Below are 18574 nucleotides of genomic sequence, written 5' to 3'. Positions count from 1 at the left end.
GCCGCGCCGATACCACGGCAGGGCGTGAAGGAGAAGCTCCAGCGTCCGCCAAGCGGCTGACCGGGCGGATGGGCGACTGGCGCAGGCCGCTCGGAGAGCGATGACGATAATCAGGACAATCGCAGCTGCGCCGGGTTGCGGACAGGTCAGCGGGCGACGCGGACCAGCCGGGCGGGATATCGGTCGGCAGTGCGCGGGCGGGGAATCGTGAACGGCAGACCGCGATACAGACGAACGGTGGCTCACTGTCCCATGGACGATGAGCCACCGTTCGTCTGTGTCGCGATTAGCTGCTCTGCTGTTGTTGAGCCCGTTCCCGCTCCTGGCGGGCCTCGATCCGGTTGAGGATCACCGCGATGGCGCGGATCTGTTCCTCAGTCATCGGCGGCCAGTCCTCCACGATCGCGGCCCACCGGTTGACCGCTTCGGCGTCCAGTCGCGCTTGTTGCTCGGCGTAGGTCTCCCGCGCGGCCGATTCCGCGTCGATCGTGCCGGACTCCGACTCGTCGGCGGTGGTGATGTCATGGTCGAGGGGAGTGCCTTCGCCGCTTGCTCGCCTGGCGTGCCGCCGGTCGGCGGAGGGTGCGAAGCGTCGGGCAGGGCGGCCAGTCATCGCGCCTCGATCGCCGGAGAGGACTCGCGGCGCATCCGCGGAATCGGCTCCGGTGCGCGCTGAGCAATGGAACGGGCCGCGCGCGTCAAGGCGGCACCGGGGTCGTTCCGGAAGATCAGCAGGTCGGTGCGCTTGCTGGCATGCGCTGCCTCGGCGGGCACGGTGACCGAGGCCGGCGGGCAGGACCGGAGAAGCCGGTCGCACTCGACGGGGGCGAGTGCGACGATGGTGTGCCGGGCGTAGCGCATTCCGGCGTTGGTCGCCGCGGTGGTCACTGCACCGGCAGAGTCGGTGAGCCGCCCTCGTCCGGCTTCGTCGTGGAGGGCGACGGCGAGCACTCCGTCCGGTGCCAGCCACTGTGCCCAGGACCGGTAGGGCTGGCCGTCGGCGTCGATCCGGGGGCGGGCAGTTCGGCGGCGAGCAGAAGGTCCACCGAGCCGTCCTCGGGCGTGCTCGCGCCGCCGCCGGTCCGACGACGGCAGCCTTCGGCGGTGACGGTTTCGGGGTCGACGCAGAGGACTCGGCGGTCGCCCACGCTGTCGGCGACCGCGGTGATCCGGGCGGCGTCCGGGCCGGTCACGGCGATGGTGTCGCCGGGTGCGGCGAGGGCGGTCACGGCCCGGGGCACGAGGCTGCGGGTGAGGCCCTCGATCAACGGCGGCGGGCCGTGTTCGTCGGCGGGAGCGGGCGGGCACAACCAGATTCCCAGCGGCGCGGATGCGGTTTTTCTTGCCTGCGTTTCGGATTCTTCTTCGATTCCTGACGAAGGTTCCGGCGCTGCAGGAACAATGTCCATAGTGAGTGTCCTCGCAATTCGCCGCGACGGGTTCCGACACTGTTCTAAAGCGCGGTTCTGCGCCGGATTTTGCAGGCGAGTTCGAACTTTCGAGGGTCCTGTCACCCTGCGCCTCGAATGCGTGCAACGACCCGGTTTTCTTCGTCAAGGCCGAGCGTGCGGCCTGCGCGGCGACGCTGACCGAGACGCGTCCCTGGGACCGTGATAGCCCCTGCCCCAAGGCACCCGAGGGCGTCGGGGACGTAGGTCCTGGCGTCGCCCGCACTCGTCCCTGGTGCCGTGGGGGAAACGCTGCGCCTCGCCTCCGCATCGTGTGCGGTCATTGCGTACGGGCCCTGTGCTCCAGGGCTGCCTGGTGGCGTCTCGCGATGGCAGATGGTTCGGGCGTGCGTCGTGCCGGAGCACCGTATTGACACGGCGAACGACCGGTCTCCCGCGCCGCCGTCCGGCTGCGCGTCCGCGCACACGCGTCGGGCCGAGACGCTCCACGTTGTCGTGACGTCTGTCCGAGCAGAACTCGGCTCAGGAAACAGTTGGGTCCGACGCGCGTTCGGCTCCGTCGTGGGAGGGCCTCGCTGCTGAGACCGACAGTTGTCACGCGGAGCGCGCTGTCGCGTGCGCCCGGCGCTCCAGCCTCCCGTGCCGACGGGAACGCCCGGCTCCGCCGGCTCTGTCGTGGGCACCGTCGAGGCTCCCTCGCCCACATCGCTTGGCGAGCGGGAACGTCCGCGAATTCCGGCAGCGCGCGATCCGCGGCGGCACCGGATTGGATCCTTCCGCGTTCAGCTTGGAGCAGGCGGGCGGCAAGCGCGGCACCACTGGCTCGGCCGCCATCTTTCGCGGAGTTTCCGCTCGGCCGCGCGACCGCGCAATTCCCCTTGCGGATTCCTTGCAGCGCAGGTCACGGCATGTGCGAGGCCGTCGGCTGGTCGATGCCGGGCGGGTGGGGCGGTTCCTGACGGTTTCCTTGCGGCTCGGTTTTCACGGTCGGCGGGGAAGGTTTCGGCAAGCGGTCTTCGGCGGGATGGACGGCGTCAATCGACCTGTCCGATCCGCGCCGATGCCTGGCGCGGGTCGCTCGCATTCGGGGAGTCCTGCGATGCCACCTATGAATCCGCGCGCCGACCGCGGGGAACCGTTTCGCCGCCGCACCCGACCGCGCACCGGCAACGTGCCTGTCCACACCGGCTCGGTGCTGAACATCGCGGAGGAGGCGTTCCGGCTGTTGTGCACCGGCCCCGAGCCGCTCGCGCTGGACTGTGCGCGGATCGGGCTCGGGCTGCCGCGACGGCGCGTGCCGTTGCTCGAACTGCGTGACGTCCTGCTGGACCGGGCGACCTCCGGGGCCGCACGGGAAGCGGCGTGGCGGGAGCTGGTGACGGCCGCGCAGACCGGTGATCCCGCGTGGGTCGTCGGCGCCGTCGGGGTCGCGCTGCCCGGGTTGCGCAAAGCCGCCGGAGAGCTGGCCGCCGGGTACCTCGGCGACGTCGACGACATCGACGCCGAGCTGCTGACCGGATTCACCGCCCGGCTGAAGCAGATCGACCCGGACGCCGGCGCGCTGGCCGCGCGGCTGGTGTGGGCGGCCCAGCGCGCCGGCGCGAAACTGCGGGCGGCGGAGTGGGACTACGCGGCCCGCACCGCGCCCTTGTGGGAGTCGTGCGAGCCGCGCCCGCCTGTGCGCGGTCACGAGGATCTGGTGCTCGCCGAAGCGGTGCGCGAGGGCGTGCTGACCGCGGCCGAAGCGTCGCTGATCGCCTCGACACGGCTGGACGGAATGCGCGTTCACGAGGCCGCGGAAGCATTGGGCGAGTCGTATTTCCGGGTGTTTCGCGCTCGGGAAAAGGCCGAGTCCGCCCTCATTTCCTGGCTCGGCGCGTCGCGCCCGGAAAAGAAAGCGAAACCCGGCTGCAAAAATTCGGCCCGCCCCCCGCTTTAGAGCGGTGTGAGGGGAACCAGGTCGAGCACCGGACACACACGCATCCCCGCGATCGCCTGCCGCCGGCTGCGCCCGGTGCGGCATACCGCGGGGTCCGTGGCCGGACCCCTGGTTGCCCTCGCATCCACTTCGCCCACCCGCCGCGGGTGTCCTCGGGAGGGATCCGGGATGTCTCTGCGACCACCGCGCTGTCGGCGCGGCATGTCTGCACGGCGGCTGCGTGCCGTCACGGTCCTCGGCGTCGCCGGGATCCTGTTGCTCGCCGCGGCGGCGCCTGCGACGGCCGACACGATCGTCGTCGCCGCGCCGCCTGGGTCGCTGGCTCAGGTCATCGACAACGTGCGCAACATCCTGATCGGTCTGCTGGTCGGTCTGGCCACGCTGTTCCTGACCATCGGCGGGGCGCGCTACCTCGGCGCGGACGGGGATCCCGGCGAGGTCGAGCGGGCGAAGAAGACGCTGCGCGGCGCCGCCATCGGGTACGGCCTGGCGATGCTCGCGCCGGTCCTCGTCGAGGTCCTCAAGAGCGTGGTGGGCTGAGGATGACGAACTGCTCGCCGCGGCCTGCCCGCCCGTTCGCTCCCCGGGTGCCGCGCTTCGCCGCCCGGCTGCGCGTCGCCGTCCTGGCGGGGCTCGTCTGCTCGTTCGTGGCCGCGCTGCTGGGTGCCTCGGCGGGGCACGCGCAGGCGCAGCCGCCGCCGATGCCGTTGCCCACGGGGTCCGCTCCCGGGCCGGAGATCCGGTTCCCGACGCCGCCGAAGGCCGCGCCCGCACCCCCGCCGGTGTCGGTGCCGGGCTCGGCGCAGCTGCCGATGCCGTTGCCGACGAACCCGGGCCCGGGCTGGCCGAGCGAGTTGCCGCCGTTGCCGAAGCCGGGGCAGCCGCCGCAGCCCTGGAACCCGCCGGCTCCCGCGTCGTCGAGCCCGGCGCAGCCGCCGCCCATTCAGATCGACCCCAGCCATCCGGTGGTGCCCGCGCCACCCGCGCCGCTGGAGGGGCCGCAGCCGCAGACGGACACCGCGGATTGCGGCTGGCTCGACGTCGTGTGCAAGGCCGGGCAGGCGATCGACAAGTGGTTCACCGACTTGGTCACCTCGGCGATGGACCCGGTGCTCGATCTGGTCGGCCGGACGTCGATGACGACTCCGGATCTGGCGGGCAACCCGCAGATCAGTCAGTTGTGGGACATCACGCGCTGGGTCGCGAACTCGCTGTTTATCTTGTTCGTCGTCATCGGCGGGATCGTGGTCGCGTCGCACGAGACGCTGCAGACCCGGGTCACGCTCAAGGAGACGCTGCCGCGGATCGTCGTCGGATTCATCGCGGTCAACGCGTCGCTGTCGCTGATCGGGTTGGCGATCACCACGGTGAACGGGATCGCGACCGGGATCCTGGCCGGCGACGGGTCCGGCGGCATCACAACCGGGGTGAAGGACGAGATCCACCGCCAGTTGGAAAAGGGCGGGATCTTCATGATCCTGGTCGCGCTCGTCGTGCTGATCCTCGCCGTCGTCCTGCTCGCGCTGTACGTGGTGCGGCTGACGATCACCGTCATCGTCGTCGTGGCCGGGCCGCTCGCGCTCGTGTGCCACGCCTCGCCCTACACCGAGGGCATCGCCAAGCTCTGGTGGCGCGGCCTGTTCGGGGTGCTGGGGATCCAGGTGCTGCTGGCGGTCACGCTCGTCGTGTTCGTGAAGGTGTTCTTCGTCCAGGGCACCTCCGGCCCCGGCGCCAGTCAGCTGCTCGGTGTGTCGGGCGGGTTGATGAACCTCGTCATCTCCGTCGTGCTGCTGTTCATCCTGATCAAAATCCCGTCCTGGGTGATGCAGCACGTGGGCCTCGGCGGGCGGTCGGCGATCGGGTCGATCGTGAAGTACGCGGCCATCGCCAAGGGCCTGGGAATGCTCGGCATCGGCAAGGGCGCCGGTGCTCGCGGCAAAGGCAAGCGCCGCAGGACCAGCGGCGCGACTGCCCGGCCGCGCGGCAGCCGTCCAGCGGGCGGCCCGCGCTCCGCACACAGCGCATCCCGCAGTCGCGGAGCCGCGTTCGGGCCCGGAGCACAGCGGATGGCCCGCGGTGCTGCACGCGCGGCGCGGGAACAGGCCACTCGTGCATGGGCCGCGCCCGCGCGCATGGCCCGAGACGCGCGTGCCGCCGCCCGCGAGCGCAGGCAGCCGTGGAGCGACGGCGGGTTCACTCCCGCCTCCGGTGCCGTTGTGCCCGCGCGGATGTCGAGCACGCCGACCGCAGCGACCGTGGCGCCGCCGATCGAGTCCACCCGGTGGGGATCGCCCGACCTGCGGCGTCGTTCCGGTCCGCCTCCGACCGCGGCCGACGCCCAGACGTCGACCGCAGCAAAGACGGCTCGGCCGGCTACCGCGAGCCAGGCACGGGACCGGGCCACGCCGCGCGCGCCGTCCCGTTCCGCCGGCACGGCCGCGCGCCGTACGACGGCAACCACTCAGCCGCCGCAGGCACCGGGTGCCAGTCCGGTGCCACCGCGCACCGCGGGCCGCAGCAACCAGGCACGCCCGACCACCGGAGGCGCACCGAAGCGACAGCAACCGGCCGCGCCCCGTTCCGGGGCGGCGACGCCGAAGCAACGGAATCCCAAGAAAGGGGGTGGCCGCTGATGCGCGGTGACGAGGAGGTTCCGATGTCGGCGCGCGTGCCCGCCGACGTGGAGAAGCCCGACAAGATCCTGTTCGGGTTGACCGCCCGGCAGGCCGCGATTCTCGGCGTCACCGCGCTGCTGTTGTGGGGCGGCTACCAGCTCACCCACGCCTTCGTGTCTCCGGTGGTGTTCGCCGCGGTCGCGGTCCCCGTCGGCGGTGCCGCGTTCGCGCTGGTGACCATGCGCCGTGACGGCCTCACGCTCGATGCCTGGCTGCTCGCCGCGCTCAGACAGCACCGGAGCCCCCGGCACCTGGTGCCTGCCGACAGCGTGCGCGGCGACTCGGTGCCCGGCGCGCCCGCGTGGGTCGCGGCGGACGCCGGGCCGCTCCCGGCACCTCTGCGGCTCCCGGCGGAAGCGATCTCGGCCGAGGGCGCGATCGACCTCGGCCAGCACGGCACCGCGCACACTGCGGCGTGTTCCACGGTCAACTTCGGGCTGCGCAGCGCTGGCGAGCAGAACAGCCTCATAGCCGGGTTTTCCCGGTGGCTGCACTCGCTGTCGGGCCCTGTCCAGGTCGTGGTCCGCGCCCAGCGCCTCGACCTGGAGCCCTACCTCGACGCGCTCGCCGACGAGGCCGGCGGGCTCCCGCACCCCGCGCTCGAGCAGGCGTGCCGCGGGTACGTGGAGTTCCTGCGCGAGCTGGCGGCGAGCCGGGACCTGCTGCGCCGCCGCGTCACCGTCGTGTTCCGCCAACCTGTCGCCGGACCGCAGGGCCGGGATGCGAGCGCGGCACTGGCCGTGGCCCGTCGCGCGCACGAAGCGGCGCGTGCGCTGCGCGGCTGCGAGGTCGTCGTCGCCCCGCTCGACGGCGCGGCGGCCCACGCGGTGCTCAGCGCCGCCGCCGACCCCAACGGCGACCCGGCCGCGACCCGCGCCGGCACCGCGTCCGGCGTCGTCACCGCACAGCCCGCCGTGCACCGGCCGGGCACCGACGAGGATCTAGAGGTCTGAGCGGTGACCACGATCGAACTCCTCCGGCGCGGTGCCCGCCGTCTCGTCGGCAGCCGTTCCGCAACTGGCTCGCCCGGAAGCGGGGCCGGTGCTGTCGCCGGGCCGGACGCGGTCGAAGTCGGTCCGCGGTGGCTGCGTGTCGGCGACGGCTATGCCGCCACCCTCGCGGTCACCGGCTATCCGGCCGAGGTCGGTGCCGGGTGGCTGGAACCGCTGCTGTCCTATCCCGGTCGCCTGGACGTCGCGCTGCACATCGACCCGATCAGCCCCGCCGTCGCCGCGAAACGGCTCCGCCGACAGCAAGGCCGGCTGGAATCCGCGCGGAATTCGTCGGCGGAGAAGGGGAAGCTGGACGACCCGGAGACCGAGGCCGCCGCAGCGGACGCCGCCGACATGGCCTTCGCCCTGGCCCGCGGCGAGTCGAAACTCTTCCGCGTCGGGCTCTACCTCACCGTGCACGCGGGCACCGAGGAGGATCTCGACGCCGAGGTGTCCGAGGTCCGGTCGCTGGCCTCCAGCCTGCTGCTGGACGCCCAGCCCGCGTCGTGGCGGTCGGTGCAAGGCTGGACCTCCACCCTGCCGCTCGGGGTCGACCTGCTCGGGATGCGCCGCACCCTCGACACCCCGGCGCTGGCGGCGAGTTTTCCCTTCACCTCACCGGATCTGGCGACTACGGACCCTTCTCCGCACGCGCCGCTGACCGGCCGGCTGTACGGGGGCAACGCCAGCTCCAACGGCCTGGTGCTGTTCGACCGGTGGAGCCAGGACAACTACAACTCCGTCACGCTCGCGACCAGCGGCGCGGGCAAGTCGTACCTCACCAAACTCGAAGCATTGCGCTCGCTGTACCCGGACCCGCACCGGCCGGCACCGGAGGGCGAGGTCGCGGTGCAGGTGTTCGTCATCGACCCGGAGGACGAGTACCAGCGCCTCGCCGAGGCCGTCGGCGGCGCCTATCTGCATCTCGGCGCACCCGGCGTACGGCTGAACCCGTTCGACCTTCCACCAGGAGCGCACAAGATCCCGGACGCCCTGACGCGCCGGTCGCTGTTCATCCACACCCTGCTCGCGGTGATGTTCGGCGAGTCGCTGTCGCCGCAGGAGGCCGCCGTGCTCGACCGGGCCGTCACCGCCACCTACGCCGCGGTCGGCATCACCACCGACAGCCGGACCTGGTCCAGGCCCGCCCCGGTGCTGGCCGACCTCGAAGCCGCCCTCAACGCCGACAGCACAGACGGCGGGGATCCGGCCGGGGCGGACCTGGCCGCGCGCCTCGCGCCGTATGTGTCCGGATCGTTCTCCGGCTTGTTCGACGGGCCGACCACGACCCCGCCGGACGGGCATCTGGTTGCGATCTCGCTGCGGGACTTGCCCGACGAGTTGAAGTCGGTGGGCACCCTGATCGCGCTGGACGCCGTGTGGCGGCGCGTGCTCGACCCGCACCACCGTCGCCGGCGGCTGGTGATCGTGGACGAAGCCTGGCTGCTGATGCACCAGCCCGAAGCCGCGAGATCCCTCTACCGGCTCGCCAAAACCGCCCGCAAGTACTGGGCCGGGCTCGCGTTCGTGTCGCAGGACGCCGCGGACGTGCTCGCCAGCGATCTGGGCAAAGCGATCGTGTCCAACGCCGCGACACAAGTCCTCATGCGACAGGCGGCACAAGCCATCGACGCCATCGCCGACGCGTTCCGCCTCTCCGACGGGGAACGCGCCTACCTGCTCGCCGCCGGAATCGGCGAAGCGTTGCTGATCGCCGGCCTGTACCGGGTGGCCTTCCACGCCCTCGCCTCCGACGAAGAAGACGAACTCATCACGACAGACCCCGAGTTCCTGGCGGGAATCCCGGCCGACGACGAGGACGACCTCGAACCATGAACACAACGTCTATCACACTCGCCGTGCCCGAGCCGGCCGCGAGGATTCTCACCACGCTGGCCGCCGCCTGGGACGGCGTCTCGGCCTGGATCGCCCAGCACCGCGTGTGGGTGATCGCGGTCGCCGTTCTCGCGGCACTCGCCGTCACGGCGGTGGCGCGGTTGCGGCGATCGGCGCGGCGGCGCTGGCACGAGGGCGCCCGGCTGGTGGCCGTCTTGCCTCCGGCCGGGCTCGACCCGGCCGCAGCGCTCGCCGGGGCACGCCGGTTGTGGTGGGACCTGCCAGGTCTGGCACCGCCGCGCTGGAAACGTCTCGTCGCCGGGCTGCCGCACCTGACCGTCGAATACCACCTGAGCGCGGGCGAGGATCTCGCCCTCTGCATGTGGCTGCCCGCACCGCTACCGACCAGCCGGATCGACGCCGCCCTGCGCGCGGCCTGGCCCGGCACCCTCGTCCTCGACCGGACCGACCGCAACACCAGCCGAAACCCCGCAGCGACGGAGCCCGCGCCGCGGACACGGCTGGTGGTCACCGGCGGCACCGTGCGCCCCGAACGCCCGGAACACCTGCCGTTGCGGGTACCCGATCCCCGCGATGACGCCGCCGATCCGTTGCGGGCGTTGGAGGCCGTGGCCGGGCAACTGGCCGACGGCGAGTCGGCAGTCGTGCAGATCCTGGCGCGGCCCGCGGTCGGCCGGCGGCTGCGCCGCTACCGCCGCACCGTGGACCGGCTGCACTCCGGACGCCCAGGTCGCCGCTCAGCAGTAGCCGGGTCTGTGTCGGTGCTCGTCCGGGAGCTGCTGGAGATCGTCACCGGCAGCAAGTCCACCGCCGCCACCCACGATGCCGGGGACCGTCCGGTTCGGCGACTGGATCCGCAGCAGACCGAGGAACTGCGCGAGATCCGGGCGAAAAAGCTCCAGCCGCAGTGGGAAGTCGGACTGCGCTACTACGCCGCCACCACCGCCACCGGGCCGGACGCCGTTGCCCGGGTTCGCGGTCTGGCCGACTCGCTGTTCGGTGCCTTCGCTCTCCTGGCCGGACGCAACGCCCTTGCGCGCCACCGCCTGGCGAAGCCGCGCGCGGCGGTCGAAGCCCGGCGGATGCGGCGCGGCGCGCTGCTCTCGGCCGCGGAACTCGCGGCGCTGGCGCACCTGCCAGCCCGAACGGACGCGCTCTCCAGCGGGCAAGCCCGCAGCGTTCCCGCGCCGATCGACGCCACCCGACGCCTCTGACATTGCGCCGGGAAGAGAGGGATTCCGTTGCCCACGAACAAGAAACCATCAGCCGATCAGCACAAACCCGATTCCCCGATCCAGGCTGGCCCGGCCCGGCTCACGCTCCGCCCGCCGAACGATCCGCGCCGACAACGCCAAAACAGCTCGGAGTCACCGACGCCGGGCTGGCGCGCCGAGTCGTGCTGTCAGTCGCCGACGCCCGCACCCATCTCCACCTCGCCGGAGCCACCGGCAAAGGCAAGTCGACCCTGCTGCTGCACCTGGCTCTCGCCGACATCGAAGCGGGCCGCGGCGTCGCGGTCATCGAACCGCGCGGCGACCTCATCCGCGACCTGCTCGACCGGATGCCCCGCGACGCCGGCGAACGGCTCGTGCTCATCGACCCCGACGAAACCCAAGCCCCGCCAGCACTCAACGTGCTCGACCCGGCCGGACTCGGCGGCGAAATCGTCGCCGAACACCTGGTCTCCACCCTGCACCGCATCTACTCCGCCTCCTGGGGACCGCGCGTGGAAGACACCCTCCGCGCCGCCGCGTTCACCCTCGCCCAGCGCCCCGGCTCGACTCTGGCCGACATCCCGCTGCTGCTGACCAACCCCCGATACCGGCAGGAGGTCACCAGCCGGATCAAACGAGAGGACCCGGTCGGCATCGGCGGGTTCTGGACCTCCTACGACAGGCTCACCCCAGCGGCCGCAGCGGCGCAAGCCGGACCCGTTCTGTCCAAACTCAGGGCGGTCACCGGGCGCCGGTTCGTCGCGGACCTGTTCGGCACCGCCACCTCCAGCTTCGTCCCCGCCGACATCCTCGACGGCGGGATCCTGCTCGCACGGCTGCCGAAAGGCGAACTCGGCGAAGACCTCGCACGGCTGGTCGGATCGCTGCTGGTGGCCTCGCTCTGGCAGGCCGCGATCGGGCGCTCGCACCAGCTAGAGCACGATCGCGCCGACGCGACCGTCATGATCGACGAAGCGCAGAACTTCCTCCACCTGCCCACCCCGCTCGGCGACGCGCTCGCCGAGTCCCGCGGCTACCACCTCGGATGGGTCCTCGCGCACCAGCACCTCGGCCAGCTCACCCCCGAACTCGCCACGGCCCTGGACGCCAACGCCCGCAACAAGTCCTTCTTCGGCGTGAGCCCTGACGACGCCCGGCACCTCGCCGCGCACGTCGGCCCGCACCTCGACCAGAGCGATCTCGCCCGGCTCGCTCCGTATCAGGCTGCGGTGCGGCTGTCGATCGGCAACCGCGACACCGCCGGATTCACCATGCGGACCCTGCCGCCGCCACCGGTCATCGCCGGCCGCGCCGAGGAACTGCGCGCCGCCGCGCGCGCCCACGGCATCGACCGCGCGATCCGCGACCGCGACCGGAGCCGCCGCATGTTCGCCACCCGCGCACCCGCAACCGGCCTGGACCCCGAACACGACGAACTCACCTGACCTGCACCGGCCCGCCACGGGCCATCCGATTTCCTGTCCGCGTTTCGCGATCGGAGGCACGTTTCCCATGCCCGACAACCAGAACGACGCCAACCCCACGACGGCGAAGGCAGGGCGAGTCCGGCGTCACCGACCCCGAGGAACCATGGCCGATCCGGTCGAACTGGCCTCGCGGCTGACCGAACGCGACCGGGACCTGCTGCAACTGCTCGCCGAGCACCGCGTGCTCACCAGCGACCAAGTCGCCGCCCTGCTGCCGTACCCGAGCCTCAACCGCGCGCAACGGCGGCTGCTGAGCCTGTGGCGCTGGCACGTGCTCGACCGGTTCCGCCACCCGCGCGGCGACGGCGCCCTCACCGGATGGCGCTACACCCTCGGAGTCGCCGGACACGGCGTCCTCGCCGCCATGCGCGGCCAGACCCCGCCCCGGCCCAGCACCGTCCGCGAACAGGTGCTCCGGCTGGCGACCGACCCGCGGCTGGCGCACCTGCTCGGCATCAACGACGTCCTCGCCGCCCTGACCGCACACGCACGCCGCAGCGACGACGCCGAAGTCCGGCTGTGGCACGGCGAACGAACCGCCGCAGCCGACTGCGGCGGACTCGCACGCCCCGACGCGCTCATCGTCTACCGCGAACACGGTGCGCAGATCGTGGCCTGCTACGAACACGACACCGGCACCGAATCCCTCACCCGCGTCATCCAGAAACTCGACGGATACGCCGAACTCGCCCGCGCAGGCGGACCACTGCCAGCACGTAAAACCCAGCAACGCCACGGCTTCTGGGTGCTGTTCGGCCTGCCCTCGCTCAGCCGCGAAGCCAACCTCCGGGACCGCCTGAGCGCCGCCGACCCGACCGGCCCCGGCATAGCCGCCGGGGACGTCGGCTGGCACATCGCCACCACCCACGCCGACGCACTGCGCGACCCGGCCGGACCAGTGTGGCTGCCCCTCCACAGCCGCCAGCGGCAACTCCTCGCCGACCTCGCCCGCACCCGAGATCCCGCCTAGCGCCCCGGCACCCTCACTGACGGAGAGAGGATCTCGTGAAAGCGACCATGAAACTCGCCGTCACCGCCGGATGCGCGACCCTCGCGCCGGTCCTGTTCCTCTCCGCCAGCCTCGGCGCGGTCCTCGGCACCGACGGTGCCCGCGACGCAGGCGGTGCAAGCGGCTCGCTCGCCTGCACCGCCACCGGTACGCCGACCGGAAGCGTAGCCGGATACGACAGGGACCAGATCGCCAACGCCGCAACGATCGTCGCCGTCGGAAAACAGCGCGGCGTGCCCGAATACGGCTGGGTGATCGCCATCGCGACCGCGATCACCGAATCCCGGCTCCGCAACCTCGACTACGGAGACCGCGACTCGCTTGGCCTGTTCCAACAGCGCCCCTCGATGGGCTGGGGCACCCGCGCACAGATACTCGATGCTGCGTACGCCGCCACGCAGTTCTACCGGCGCCTGGTCGCGTTGCCGAACTGGCAGCAAACCGGGCTCGCCCCAGCCGCCCAAGCCGTGCAACGCTCCGGATTCCCCGAGCGATACGCCCAGCACGAACAAGAAGCCCGGCACATCGTCGGTGCACTCACCGGAGTGTCCTGCGTCCCGGCCCCGCCGTCACCGAGCAACACAAGCTGGGTTACCCCGGTCGCCGGGCGGTGCACCTCGGGTTTCGGCCCCCGAAGCGGCGAATTCCACCGAGGGCAGGACATCGCGGCCCCCATCGGCACACCGATCGTCGCCGCCAGCAACGGCCGGGTCATCGCCTCCGGCCCAGCCAGTGGCTACGGCCTCTGGGTCCGGATCGAACATGCCCAAGGTGTGATCACCACCTACGGGCACAACAACCGCAACTTCGTCGCCGTCGGCCAATCCGTCCACGCCGGACAACCGATCGCCGAAGTCGGCAACCGCGGGGAGTCCACCGGCCCGCACGTGCACTTCCAGGTCGAGCCCGGCGGGCAGCCCACCGACCCGGTCGCCTTCTACCAGCAACAGCACGCGCCCCGGCTGTGCGACCTGTAACGACGCCGCCCGGTCCGGGCCGGAGACTTGGACTATCCCGATGTCACACCAGCATCGAGAACGGCGTAGGAGGAGACGATCTTGCATGCATTCCGGCGAGCGCGGTGTTAGAGAACGCGCAAGGACTTCATAATGAACAGGGTCAGTGAGACCGTGCTACCGAAGCCGGCACCGCCGCTGATGATCGCCGTGGCGGTGGTTCCTCCGTTGGAGGTGGCAAGGATTCCGGCGATGAGGGCCGCGATGACGCCGAGGAGCACGGCGATGATGACGAGGAGCGCGCTGTTGGGTGCTGGTTTGTCCATGGCAGGTTGCTCCTTAGGCTGCTGGTTGCCGTGGCCGGCAGGCCGCGAAGCATGCATGCTAGACATTGTGGACATCGCTAGACGAGAGGGGGGTGGGTATGGCTCGAGCTAAGCCCGTTGACCCTGCGCTCGGGCCCCTGGCCGAATTCGCGCGTGATCTGCGGCAACTGCGGGCGGCCAACGAGGAGGGTGCCGCCAGCATCGATCAGATTAGCTCGACAGAGAAGATTCCCCGCTCGACGCTGTACACCGCGCTCAAAGGCGACCGGCTGCCGAGCCCGCAGGTGGTGTCGGCGTTGGTTCGGGCGTGGGGTGGCAACGAAGCCGAATGGATCGCTAGACGATCCGCGCTCGCAGACGCGATCGCGGGTAGCGGCAGCCGACGGCCGTCACAGTCGCTCCGGGACGGCAGCGTCTGGAGGACGGTGCCGGTTACCCGCATGGTGCTGGCGGTGGTCGGAAATATCACCTCGTTGGCGCGAATGCTGGATGTCGTGTCGCTGTTTAGCGTCGACTCCAGGATTCAGGTCGTGTTTACGATGGAGGAAGGATCAGACTTTGGAGGCCGCCTGTCGTCTGCTCTGGACTCCCTCGGGGCGATAACGATCCCGTGGCACCAGGCGGTAGCGCAGGGCTTCGACCTGGTCCTGACCACGAATGCAACCAGTCAGCTAGCGGAAATCGATGGCCCACTAATAGTGATGCCTCATCCATTGAGTTATCCGTACCCGCCCGAGCCCGACCGTACTCTCCAGAGTTCAGAACAGCGGTCGGTTTTCGGATTGTGGCGGGACTGGGTCGCCGAAGATGCTGCGCTGCTTCCCGTTCGCATCGGAGTGAGGGACGACGCTGCCCTAGAGCGTCTCGGTGCTATCGCTCCGCGTGCCATCGAATCAGCGGTCGTTGTAGGCGATCCCACCTTGGATCGCATGGTGGCGAGCATGTCATCCCGAGATCACTATCGGGGTGTTCTCGGTCTGGACGAGAGTTGCCGTTTGGTTGTCGTGACCTCGACATGGGGTCAACAGTCACTATTGGGGCGGCATCCTCGGCTGGTTGACACGTTGCTCGCGCAATTGCCGGCGAAGGAGTTTCGTGTCGCTCTCGTTGTTCATCCCAACGTCTGGGGCGCTCATGGTTGGTGGCAGCTCCGGCAGTGGCTGCGGGGAGCGTTCGACAGCGGGCTCGTGCTGGTCCCGCCGTTGGCGGGTGAGCAGGCAACCTTGGTCGCCGCCGACTGGGTAATCGGCGATCACGGTTCTATGACCGCCTATGGCGCGGCGCTGGGTCATCCGGTTTTGGCCATCGACGGCGTTTCGCCCGCCGGGGTATCGGCAAGCCGGTTTGACCTTGATGGGGACGTGCGCACACAGCTGGAGTTGGCGGCTCGCCCCGTCGAGCGGGAGTCATCGGCGTCGAGCGAAGCGCCTGCGGTTGAGGCCGAACCCTCCCGCGTGCTGGATAGGATTCTGTACCGCTTGCTTCGCTTGGAGGAGCCGGCCGAGCTACCGGAGATCGCGCCGGTTGACGATCCCGCACCGATCTACGGCCGCGCTAGCCGAATAGGCATCCGCGGTGGTGGCATGCGGCCTGACTAGCCGGGGCCTCCCCACCCGCGCACCTGGAACCCGGTGTGGTTGGGCGCTTCGCGCAGCCAGCGTTGTCGCAGAAGAACCGCCGCACCACCAACCCGGCCCGCTGTCTCCTGTCTGCCGATCGCGAAGTCTGAGAGGCAACGCTGGTAGCGGTTGTGCACTCGGCCTGCTCCCGCACCACAACCAGAACAGACCGCGTTGGCCTGGCGGACGCTGTGCAAGCCGTTCGCCCCTGCTACTTATGCTGTTTCGCCGGGCGTGTGCGCTGCGCAGCATGCGGGTGGGGACGATTCCACGCCCCGGTCATCGCGCACCACCAGTGGCTTCGCTGCCGTCGCAGTCCAGTGGAGATAGATCGGAGCGTCACACCGGGGACACCGCGTCCTGCTCGGCTCAGTCTCTACTCGGCATGTCGGGCACTTGATCTGAGATGGAAAGTCCTCGATGAGCTGTTCCGGGATTCGGCCCTTCGGGTAGTGACGTTCCACGTAGCGGGCGGCCGCCGCCAGCGCCGCCTCAGGGATCGGTTCCCCACGCTCGCGCTTGGTGCGCATCACCGCAAGGTCTGCTGCGTCCTCGTCGAGATCCGCGGCTTTGTTCATCGCAGCCACTCCTCGCCTGATCTTTTCGACGTCGTGGACTAGTTCGCGCTTCACGCACTTGCACCGTTCTTGGCCCCGTACGCTCGACCGCGGGTCGCTGCGACTGGAGGATCTTCCTGCCCTGTGCACCCGGACCGGACCACAGCACTCCGGCCCTGAACTGATCATGAGCGAAGGTCGTCACCGCATCGACGTCGATGATGATCGTCATCCGTGCGGTGTTCGTGCTGAAGCTGGTCAACCCCACGGCTTCCGGACTTCCGCCGGACGTTTTCCGGCCCGGCTCCCATGTTTCTGCCGAGAGAGAGGGGGTCTGGCCCCGCCGCGTGCTATCCGGACAAGCGTCGGAGACCAACGGCTTGAGCGTTTCCCTTTTCGAGGCCCCAAGCGGTGGGATGCATTCCGGCCTGCACCCACGAGGTCATGCCCGGTAGTTGCCGGCACTGGCGCTGTGCCTGGTAGACCTTGCCAAGTGAAGCTGCTTAATACGCCGGATGATGACTCGTGCAGAGTCCTCCGCAGTGCAAGCTATCTTGCTGAGCTGACTGTCGGCGTCGGCATAGGAACCGTCTTCGTCGAGCGTGAACGAGCCGCTGTATCCGTGGGATCGGTGGACGATCAAGTGGTCGACACTTTGGGTTCGGAAGACCGTGAACGCACCCGAATGTCCTAAGTGGGCATGGGCGTTCGCGGGCACGATGCGAACGGTGACGTCGCGGCAATCTCGTTGAAGCTTGATCAGGTGATGAAGTTGCCTCATGACGACGTCAACGTCCGGGTCGCCGACGGGGCAGACGAGTGCGTATTCGCCGACGTAGGCATTGATGCCGATCTTTCTCAGGTGACTGGTGTTCTCATTGAAACGCGCATGCAGATCGGAGGCCGTTGTTCGTTCCGGGAGGACGTATTTGGCCACGGCGCGGGCGTAACTCGGTGTTTGCAGGATGTCCGGCATGAGCGTCGGGTGCCAGTCCACGATCTCGGCCGCCGCTCGCGCGCACACGGCTGCGGTCCCGACGTGGTGCGGCTGGCCGCGGCGGCCGAGAAGGATCGAGTCCGTGTCGGCGAGCCGCGCCAGTTCGAGAATCCGTTCCTTGTGCTCGCCGACGATGCCGAGCGTGCCCACGATGCAGCCGACGTCGACCAGCGGCGGGGTGCGCTCTCCGTGTTCCCAGTTGTGCAGCAATGCTGGATTCACGCCGATTGTGCGGGCCAGTTCTCTGCCTTTCCACTTGTTGCCGCGGGCTGCCCGCAATTCGAGGCCGATTTCCCGAGGATCAATTCGAGAAATATGCTCGAAAGGATTAGCGCGTGCGAGAAAGTGTGCAATCGCGACGAAGACGACGATCTTCCGCTCGGCTCGGTCGAGTCACTACGGCCTGCTTATCAGCACTTCTCATGTTCTCGTCCCTGCAGTCTGGCACCGCGGGCGCGGCACCGGCTTCCGACGCTGTCGCGTCGAGACCTGGGTTAGTCGCCAACCGAACCCCTCAGGTTTCACAGCCATACACCCTCAGCACTCTCGACGACTGCCGGGTAATTAAAGAGAAAATCAGAAATCATATCGCTGGCACCAAGGGGACCATTGCCTGCATTTCTCAGCGGTCACCCGAAAACAGCTCAAGCTCTGGGCATGTTGCGAATTTCCCTGACTGGTGCGCCTACGAGCTGATCACGAGAAGGCACGATGCCTGCGGAATGAGCCCATGGCACATCGATTCGTTCGACGTGGAGACCGGGGCGATTACCGGCGGCATAGATGTCGCTCAGGTCGGATACGTCCACTCTGACCCGGACTTGATCGATTGGCAGTACGAGGCAACGCAAACGTTCGCCAACGTCTGGGGATCCTCGCTGGGGACCACGGTGACCGGGCGCGGCTGGTGCGAGGGCGACTGCAGGGTGACCCGCCAGAACTACCCCACGATGGCCGTCCTCGAGCGCGGAATCTGGGAGGACTACGTGGTCGGCGAGTCGACCACATACCAGCCCGGCGACGTCGGGAGCGGCATCCTGAACGCCGAAACCACATTCACCAACCCGGGCTGGGTGAACTCGGTCTCCAACAGCGGGCCAACCCCGGCGGCCCGCTGCGACAACATGCTTCCCGGCAGGGGTGCCGGCTGTGTCCTGTCGGCTGTGACGCCGGAGATGTTCTACCGCCTCGACGGCCCCTACCCTGAGCTGGCGAAGCACATCCAGAAGGCGCAGGCGAAAGGTCTGCCCGGTGCCCGTGGCGGCACGCCGCTCCAGCGCGCGACCGAAGATGTGGTCAAGGACCGCAACAGGGCCGTGGCGTGCCCCGACAGCCTTCCCCGGCCGGAGGGGAAGGACTGTGATGAGTATCCTTTCGCATCGACGTGGGAAGGCGCGGCGTTCGGGCCGTACGACGTCGAGATGATCAACTCGTGGCAAAACCAGCAGGGCGGCAGTGCCTTATCAGACTTCTATGACGAAGAGCGAGTGCTCAATCTCGACCCGTTTTGGGTAACCATCGTGTAGCGGAGCCAGGA

The 18574-nt window shown here is 69.6% G+C and carries 16 protein-coding genes; 11 read left to right on the top strand and 5 right to left on the bottom strand.

Translation table 11 applies throughout. The features are described from left to right. Positions 1 to 286: 286 nt before the first annotated feature. From F9C12_RS22310 to F9C12_RS22300, 3 genes are read right to left on the bottom strand one after another with little or no spacing between them, the layout of a single operon-like run. Positions 287 to 613 (bottom strand): hypothetical protein, encoded by a 327-nt coding sequence (locus tag F9C12_RS22310; protein WP_409461735.1) that lies wholly within the window; start codon positions 611 to 613, stop codon positions 287 to 289. Continuing rightward, positions 610 to 888 (bottom strand): hypothetical protein, encoded by a 279-nt coding sequence (locus F9C12_RS22305; protein ID WP_409461734.1) that lies wholly within the window; start codon positions 886 to 888, stop codon positions 610 to 612. Before F9C12_RS22305 ends, F9C12_RS22310 begins: the two co-directional genes overlap by 4 nt. After that, complete coding sequence (locus F9C12_RS22300; protein ID WP_409461733.1) at positions 885 to 1310, bottom strand: hypothetical protein; 426 nt, start codon at positions 1308 to 1310, stop codon at positions 885 to 887. Before F9C12_RS22300 ends, F9C12_RS22305 begins: the two co-directional genes overlap by 4 nt. Positions 1311 to 2517: 1207 nt before the next feature. On the opposite strand from F9C12_RS22300, the gene F9C12_RS22295 reads away from it, so the two are divergent. The 9 genes from F9C12_RS22295 to F9C12_RS22255 all read left to right on the top strand — a co-directional run bounded on the left by F9C12_RS22295 (position 2518) and on the right by F9C12_RS22255 (position 13559). Continuing rightward, entirely contained in the window at positions 2518 to 3348 is an 831-nt protein-coding gene (locus F9C12_RS22295; protein WP_409461732.1) for a hypothetical protein, read from the top strand. A 201-nt stretch (positions 3349 to 3549) separates the two neighbouring features. Next, positions 3550 to 3888, top strand: a complete 339-nt coding sequence (locus tag F9C12_RS22290) for a pilin (protein ID WP_409461731.1) — start codon at positions 3550 to 3552, stop codon at positions 3886 to 3888. 47 nt (positions 3889 to 3935) lie between these two features. Continuing rightward, the gene (locus F9C12_RS22285; RefSeq protein ID WP_409461730.1) at positions 3936 to 5981 is read left to right on the top strand and encodes a hypothetical protein; all 2046 of its coding nucleotides are present in this window, start codon (positions 3936 to 3938) and stop codon (positions 5979 to 5981) included. 23 nt (positions 5982 to 6004) lie between these two features. Then, positions 6005 to 6976, top strand: coding sequence for a PrgI family protein (locus F9C12_RS22280; protein ID WP_409461729.1), 972 nt, complete (start codon positions 6005 to 6007; stop codon positions 6974 to 6976). 3 nt (positions 6977 to 6979) lie between these two features. After that, positions 6980 to 8851, top strand: coding sequence for a VirB4 family type IV secretion system protein (locus tag F9C12_RS22275; protein ID WP_409461728.1), 1872 nt, complete (start codon positions 6980 to 6982; stop codon positions 8849 to 8851). Next, on the top strand, positions 8848 to 10086 hold the full coding sequence (locus F9C12_RS22270; RefSeq protein WP_409461727.1) for a hypothetical protein: 1239 nt from the start codon (positions 8848 to 8850) through the stop codon (positions 10084 to 10086). The genes F9C12_RS22275 and F9C12_RS22270 overlap by 4 nt, the downstream gene beginning before the upstream one ends. 182 nt (positions 10087 to 10268) lie before the next feature. Beyond that, positions 10269 to 11531: a type IV secretory system conjugative DNA transfer family protein gene (locus tag F9C12_RS22265; protein ID WP_409461726.1), complete on the top strand. Its 1263-nt coding sequence runs from the start codon at positions 10269 to 10271 to the stop codon at positions 11529 to 11531. Positions 11532 to 11676: 145 nt separating this feature from the next. Then, positions 11677 to 12543 (top strand): replication-relaxation family protein, encoded by an 867-nt coding sequence (locus F9C12_RS22260; protein ID WP_409461725.1) that lies wholly within the window; start codon positions 11677 to 11679, stop codon positions 12541 to 12543. 35 nt (positions 12544 to 12578) lie between these two features. After that, entirely contained in the window at positions 12579 to 13559 is a 981-nt protein-coding gene (locus F9C12_RS22255; protein ID WP_409461724.1) for a M23 family metallopeptidase, read from the top strand. A 107-nt stretch (positions 13560 to 13666) separates the two neighbouring features. Here the strand turns inward: F9C12_RS22255 and F9C12_RS22250 are convergent, their stop codons facing one another. Beyond that, positions 13667 to 13864 (bottom strand): hypothetical protein, encoded by a 198-nt coding sequence (locus F9C12_RS22250; RefSeq protein ID WP_409461723.1) that lies wholly within the window; start codon positions 13862 to 13864, stop codon positions 13667 to 13669. A 98-nt stretch (positions 13865 to 13962) separates the two neighbouring features. Here F9C12_RS22250 and F9C12_RS22245 point away from each other — a divergent pair, with 98 nt between their 5' ends. Then, the gene (locus tag F9C12_RS22245; protein WP_409461722.1) at positions 13963 to 15462 is read left to right on the top strand and encodes a hypothetical protein; all 1500 of its coding nucleotides are present in this window, start codon (positions 13963 to 13965) and stop codon (positions 15460 to 15462) included. Between the two features lie 1020 nt (positions 15463 to 16482). Here the strand turns inward: F9C12_RS22245 and F9C12_RS22240 are convergent. After that, on the bottom strand, positions 16483 to 17259 hold the full coding sequence (locus F9C12_RS22240; RefSeq protein WP_409461721.1) for a Scr1 family TA system antitoxin-like transcriptional regulator: 777 nt from the start codon (positions 17257 to 17259) through the stop codon (positions 16483 to 16485). A gap of 500 nt (positions 17260 to 17759) precedes the next feature. Between F9C12_RS22240 and F9C12_RS22235 the strand changes: the two genes are divergently transcribed. Continuing rightward, positions 17760 to 18563 carry a NucA/NucB deoxyribonuclease domain-containing protein gene (locus F9C12_RS22235; protein WP_409461720.1) on the top strand — a complete coding sequence of 268 codons (804 nt, stop codon included), beginning with the start codon at positions 17760 to 17762 and terminating at the stop codon, positions 18561 to 18563. Positions 18564 to 18574: the final 11 nt, after the last annotated feature.

The organism is Amycolatopsis sp. GA6-003, from assembly GCF_046267895.1.
GTDB lineage: Bacteria > Actinomycetota > Actinomycetes > Mycobacteriales > Pseudonocardiaceae > Amycolatopsis.
This window is presented reverse-complemented; position numbering and strand designations above follow the sequence as displayed.